Origin of the sequence: Polaromonas sp., assembly GCF_031411155.1 — a bacterium.
Lineage (GTDB): Bacteria > Pseudomonadota > Gammaproteobacteria > Burkholderiales > Burkholderiaceae_C > Polaromonas.
This window is the reverse complement of the sequence record NZ_JANOAL010000229.1, coordinates 1-5,755: the sequence shown is the minus strand read 5'-3', so window position 1 is coordinate 5,755 and position 5,755 is coordinate 1. Positions and strand designations below refer to the sequence as shown.

Genomic DNA, 5,755 nt, shown 5'->3' with positions numbered 1-5,755 from the left:
CCTTGACAATTGAGGGCAGGCTGCGCAGCCGACAAATATGAATGAAATAGGCTTGCAGCCCATATACACCGGTCGTAAGCAGCTATCAATCTGGTAGCGTGTGCAGCCTTGGCGCCAGGCCGCCAGCAAGCGTCAAGCCTGACGTGAGCGCGTCGGTTCAAAGGCCCAAGCCAGCTCGACCTGTTCCGGCATCAGGAAAGATGTAGCAATTGCCTCACCGTCGGCGTCTGAAAACTCGACCAGCTAAGCGGGGGTGGGCTGGGTAAAAACCTCCAGGACAACGCCCACGATACCCGCAGCCATGCCCCCGGCGGGCAGGGCCTGCAGGGTGTTGACGCCGTCGAGTTGCTTGAACAGGGGGCAATTGGGGTCGGATTCCTATTAAATTCCAGCTACACGAACCCTTATGTCGCCCACGGGGATGCCGGCCACGCAAGCGTTGAATTCAGCCTCCAAATCTTGTCGATTCTCCGACGCTACTTTTTTGATAGTGGCTTGGGTGCATTGCGCTTGGGTTCGCGGCCTAAATCAACCTAAACCCCATGCCCTGGTCGGCCTGGTCTAGCTCCGGGCACTTTGCCGGTTCATGGGTAAACTGCCCTCTCACCTCTGCACTTGGCAGTGAGTGGAACAGGGAGAGAAAAAATATGAACAGGCCAAGACGCCCGCGGGCGCCAAAGCGTCCTGACGGCTCGCTTCAGGAAACAGGGTTTCGCGTCACCGTTGTCGGGCTCGCGCTTTTAATCTTGCCGTCTTTCCTTGGCGGTTCGATCGTCATGAGGGTGGTGTCTGCCACCTTGAGCGTTCCGGGCTGGATCATGCTGGCTGTCGGATTGGTGATGCTGGGTATCGCCCATGCCAGGCGGCAGTCGGCAGCGGCACTATTGGCTGGCAATGACAGCTCACCGTCCGTCGGTTCCGCCAGTTCTGCCACGTTGGATGCCCGGGAAAAGCGCAAGCTGGTCGCGAATATTTTTCGCCATCGCGACGCGGCCTCAAGCCAGCGCCCGGACGCGGCACCGAGGCGGGAGCCGGTCATGGCGCCAGACATTCATTTTGGGCGCCCACCTGATCGGGTCTCGGCCATGGCGCCCGCACGGCCCAGCACCTGGAGCCCGGCGGTATTCGCGGCGATTGAGTGGCGGCGCTTTGAAGCCGTGTGCGAAACCCTGTTTGGCCAGGCCGGGTTTGAAACCCGCTCGCAAACGCACGGTGCTGATGGCGGCGTGGACATCTGGCTTTACTCGCGCCATGCCGAAGGCGCGGCGGCCATTGTGCAATGCAAGCACTGGCAAGGCACGCCAGTGGGCGTGAAAGAAGTGCGGGAGTTCTTCGGCGTCATGGCATCGCACAAGCTGCAGCGCGGCACCTATGCGACCACGTCGGTCTTCACAGCCGATGCGCAGCATTTTGCGAAGGCCAATGGGATCAACGCGATGGACGGCGCGGCGCTGTTGCGCCAGATCGCCACGCGCACGCCTGAGCAACAGGAGGCCTTGTTGGCGGTGGCGTTTGAGGGGGAATACTGGCGCCCCACCTGCGCGAGCTGCGGTATCAAACTGATTGAGCGCGAGCCGGCCAGGGGCGGCGCAGCCTTTTGGGGCTGCAACAACTACCCACGCTGCAAATCGCGCCTGCCGATGGTGGCCGCCATGCGCTGACCGGCGGTGGTGGCACGGCGGTTGGCAGTCTGCGGAGTCGCTCGAAGTCCGGACGGGTCACCCGCCGCGCCCCCCAGCCCGCAAAAGCATCGAATTTGGCCGTTTAACAACAAAATAGGCCTATAGCCCAATGAATACCTGCACTATTAGCTATAAAAAACATAGCATACCAATGCAAAAAAAGCGACCAGATCGCCAACTGGCCCGACCGGGCACCCCTTTGCCACCCCACTCCGGCGGGCCAAATCCCCCAACTGGATTCCCCACTCTAGCCCATTAGGTCGCGCTCACTAGGGAAAACCCGCATCATTGCCTTGCCCCCCCAACTTCCCTAGCTTCAACTCAACCCCAAAGGAAACACCATGAGCGCCAAAAACCTGTCTACCGTTGCCAGCGACCTGATCGAGTCTTATGGCAATACCGCCAAAAACGTGATCGATGCCTACCGCGCTGGCGGCGAGCGCGTGGTCGGCCTGCTGGAGCAGCGCTGGAACGAGGCGCTGAAGCAGTCGCGCGGCGAGCTGACGGCCGAGACGGCCAAAAACGCGTCGGCGGCGCAGCTGGCTTTTAGCGTGTATTACACCAAGGGCCTGGACCTGACGACCAGCGGCGCGCAGCAGGTGGTGAGCCAGCTGGTGAAGCTGGCCGAAGCCGGCGTGGAGCGCGTGGCCGCCAACGCCAGCGCGTTTGAAGAAAAAACCGGCGTGACGACCCTGGACACGCTGGCCAAGGTGGCCGCGCCCGGCGCCCTGGTGCTGAGCAAACTGGCCGAGCAGCTGGAGCAAAAGACGGCCGAGCTGGCCAGCAAGATTGCCGGCGACGATGTGGTGACCGCCCCCGTCAAGCGCAGCTCGGCTTTCAGCCAGCGCCGCGCTGCCAAAGCGGCCTGATTAGGCTGTCGCAACCCGCCCGCGCTGGGCGGGGTTGCTCACTAGCTCGGGCTCAAGGCTGAATTCAGCTGGCTTCGCCTGTAAATCGGCCACGCTGCTTGAACCCGGCTTGGCACGGCAGGGCCCGTGACTGTCAATCGCCAAACAGCCCAGTGCATAGCTGTTGTTCGCAGGGCACGCCGTCACCGTCGCCGTCCATCTGGGTGCCCGGGCAACTCTTCAAAAAGTATTTGGCCTCCGCGCACGACGTCATTTGCGAGCAGTGCTGGCGTCCGTCGCACTGAAAGGGGTTGACCGGCGTAGCGGCCGGCAGCGCCAGAGCGGGCTGGTTTTGGCCGGAGCCGTTGCCCGATTGAAGTTGAAGGCGAGCGGAGAATTTTTCGTACCCAAACCACCCCAGCGCCAGCACGATGCCAAAGCCGATCAACGAGCTGGTGAACCCTGCGCCCGTGCGCCCGGACTTTCTTGCCGGCCTTGCCGGGCGGCTCGGCCGCCAGGCCCCGGTGCCGCCATCACGACGGTTGGCGTGCCCTTCGGGCAAGCTGGCCAGGGTCAGGACCGGTCTGGAGCGTCGCACGCGCACGGCGCGTTTTCTGCCCTCGCGGTCAATGTCCACCTCAAAAGAAAGCGCATCGCCCACGAGAGGCACGCGACCATCGCACGTCAGCGCAGACACGTGAACAAACAGCTCCGGCCCCCCATGGCTTGCTTCGATAAAGCCAAAGCCGCGGTCGGGGCTCCACTTCTTGAGGCTGCCCTCAAAGCGCATGACAGACGGCGCAGGAAGCCCCTGCGCGCAAGATTGTGTTGTCCGAATTGCCCATGACCTGCTCCCGTTTCATGCACTGCCTGGCGTGCATGCGATTTTTAACTATGGCGAAATTCTAGCGGCGCGTTGGGTCGATGGGGTCGATGGGGTCGGTTGGCTGGTGGAGACCAGGCACCGGCGGCTCTGGACTTGGTGGCAAGATAAACCGTTCCGCTTCCCGGTCCACCCCTATTCCCGCGCTTGCCCGCGCTTGCCTCCTCATTCACCACTTCAAAAACGCCGTGCTGTCTCCTCCAACCGCCCCTTCCCCTGACTGTCTAACCCGCCGCGCCACCCTCTTAGGCGCCGTCGGGCTGCTGGCGTTGCCGGTTTCTGCCCTTGCCGCCGCGCCGCTGCCGCAGCCGGTTGAGGTCTGGCCCGATGCCGCGCCGGTGCCTGGCGGCATTGCCCGGCTGTCGCTGGGCCCGGCGGCGGCACGGCCGGTGGCGCATGGGCGTGTGGGTGATGGCGATGTGCCGCTGCTGGTGCTCGGTGATGCGATGGAGTGGAAGGCGCTGGTCGGCATCCCTCTGGCCGCCGTGCCCGGCCCGGCGAGCATTTCGGTGCAGCTTGAAGGCGGTGGCCTGCGGCAGATTGCCTACACGGTGGCGCCCAAACGGTACCGCGAACAGCGCCTGAAGGTGGCGCCCGGCACGGTTGATTTGTCTGCCGAAGACACGGCGCGCTACGAGCGTGAACGCGCACACCTGGAGCCGGTGATGGCCACCTTCTCCGAACCCCTGCCGCAGTTGCCCCTGCGCATGCGGGTGCCGGCGCCGGGGCGGCGTTCCAGTTCGTTTGGGCTGCGGCGCATGTTCAACGGGCGGCCCCGCAATCCACACAGCGGCATGGACATCGCCGCCGCCACGGGCACACCGGTGCTGGCGCCGTTACCGGGGCGGGTGATCGACACCGGCGACTATTTCTTCAACGGCAACACGGTGTGGCTGGACCACGGCGGCGGGCTGCTGGGCATGCTGTGCCACCTGAGTGCCATCGACGTGAAGCCGGGCGATTGGCTGAAAACCGGCGAGCGCCTGGGCGCCGTCGGTGCCACCGGCCGCGTGACCGGGCCGCACCTGCATTGGGGCGTGATGCTGAACCGGGTGATGGTTGACCCGGCCTTGTTTCTGGCGGCCTGAAAACCGGCTGACGCGCGAGCCGCCTGGCGCCGGCTCAGCCTGCACCACAACGCGACCCCAACGAACAACAGGCCTTGCGGATTTCACCGCAAGGCCTGTTGCAGCGCCTGCCGTGCGCTTGCAGTTCGCTTAGCCGCGCGGGTTGATCAGCCGCTCGACCTGGTCGCGCAGTGCGCTCAGCTCATTGCGAAGCTGGCGGCGCTCCTGCTGGGTCACGACGCCGTCGGACTTGAAGGCGGCTTCGTGGCGCTGGATGTTTCGCTCCTGGCGCTGCAGCATGCGGGCTTCGCGCTGGCTGATGCGGCCGGTGCGCAGGCCTTCTTCAATCCGCTGGCTGATCTCGAACTGGCGGTTGTCGATGCCGGGGGTGTTGTCGTTCTGGCCATATTGGCTATTTTGGCCGTGCTGACCATTCTGGTCGTATTGGCCGTTCCGCCCGTATTGGCCCACCACGTTGCGGTTGGCGATCATGCGTTCGACTTCGGCGCTCAGCTCGGCCATGTCGGCGCGCAACTGCTGGCGCTCTTGCGGCGAGGCGCGGCCATCCGACTTGAATTCGGCCTCGCGGTTTTGAATATCGCGGTCACGGCGGTACAGGTTTTGCGCCTCTGACGGCGTGATCTGTCCGGATTGCATGCCCTGCTGAATCCGGGCATGCACGGCCTGCTGGGCATTGTCGATACCGGGCGTGTAGGTGTTTTGCGCCATGGCGGGCGCGGCGGCCAGGCCGGCGAGCAAGGCAGTTGCCAGGGCGGTGGCGGTGAAGAGTTTCGAGGTCATGGAGTGCTCCTGTTTCAATGGGATGGGCAGCGACTCCATGCGCAACCTGCGGTGGCCGGGAGTGCATCCCGGTGTCGGCAAGCGGCTGCTGGAGCGGCTCCTGCGTCGCTGCTTGCTAGGGCTGTTCGCGATTCAGTAAAACCATTGTTGGCCTGCATCTGTGAACGCCGTGTAATCCATCAGGAGCTTTACCCGGTATTTACTGCCCGGCTGCAGTGGTGTCGAGATGCGTTGCGGCGGGCGCCCGGCCCTTCTTTACGCCGCCAGTTGCACCGGCCCGCCCAGGGTGAAATAGAAAGTCGCACCCTGGTTGACCTGGCTGTGGGCCCAGACGCGGCCGCCGTGGCGTTCAATGACGCGCTTGACGGTGGCCAGTCCGATGCCGGTGCCGGGGAAGTCCCCTGGCGTATGCAGGCGCTCGAAGGTGCCAAACAGTTTGGGCGCAAAAGCCATGTCAAAGCCGGCGCCGTTGTC

The 5,755-nt window shown here is 64.1% G+C and carries 7 protein-coding genes; 3 read left to right on the top strand and 4 right to left on the bottom strand.

Features of this window, described 5'->3' with window-relative positions; genetic code table 11:
* Nucleotides 1-697: 697 nt before the first annotated feature.
* Nucleotides 698-1,039 (bottom strand): hypothetical protein, encoded by a 342-nt coding sequence (locus RMO23_RS14005; protein WP_309682693.1) that lies wholly within the window; start codon nucleotides 1,037-1,039, stop codon nucleotides 698-700.
* On the opposite strand from RMO23_RS14005, the gene RMO23_RS14000 reads away from it, so the two are divergent.
* Both RMO23_RS14000 and RMO23_RS13995 read left to right on the top strand, forming a co-directional pair.
* A complete protein-coding gene (locus tag RMO23_RS14000; RefSeq protein WP_309682690.1) occupies nucleotides 1,038-1,661 on the top strand; it encodes a restriction endonuclease in 624 nt (207 codons plus the stop codon). The genes RMO23_RS14005 and RMO23_RS14000 overlap by 2 nt on opposite strands.
* A 362-nt stretch (nucleotides 1,662-2,023) precedes the next feature.
* Nucleotides 2,024-2,551 (top strand): hypothetical protein, encoded by a 528-nt coding sequence (locus tag RMO23_RS13995; protein ID WP_309682687.1) that lies wholly within the window; start codon nucleotides 2,024-2,026, stop codon nucleotides 2,549-2,551.
* 133 nt (nucleotides 2,552-2,684) lie between these two features.
* Here the strand turns inward: RMO23_RS13995 and RMO23_RS13990 are convergent, their stop codons facing one another.
* Nucleotides 2,685-3,320, bottom strand: coding sequence for an excalibur calcium-binding domain-containing protein (locus RMO23_RS13990; RefSeq protein WP_309682685.1), 636 nt, complete (start codon nucleotides 3,318-3,320; stop codon nucleotides 2,685-2,687).
* 281 nt (nucleotides 3,321-3,601) lie between these two features.
* On the opposite strand from RMO23_RS13990, the gene RMO23_RS13985 reads away from it, so the two are divergent.
* A complete protein-coding gene (locus RMO23_RS13985; RefSeq protein WP_309682683.1) occupies nucleotides 3,602-4,501 on the top strand; it encodes a peptidoglycan DD-metalloendopeptidase family protein in 900 nt (299 codons plus the stop codon).
* Between the two features lie 129 nt (nucleotides 4,502-4,630).
* On the opposite strand, the gene RMO23_RS13980 is transcribed toward RMO23_RS13985, so the two are convergent.
* Together RMO23_RS13980 and RMO23_RS13975 are read right to left on the bottom strand one after the other, a co-directional pair.
* Nucleotides 4,631-5,281, bottom strand: coding sequence for a hypothetical protein (locus RMO23_RS13980; RefSeq protein WP_309682681.1), 651 nt, complete (start codon nucleotides 5,279-5,281; stop codon nucleotides 4,631-4,633).
* 255 nt (nucleotides 5,282-5,536) lie between these two features.
* A partial coding sequence (locus RMO23_RS13975) for an ATP-binding protein (protein ID WP_309682678.1) occupies nucleotides 5,537-5,755 on the bottom strand: 219 nt, incomplete at its 5' end.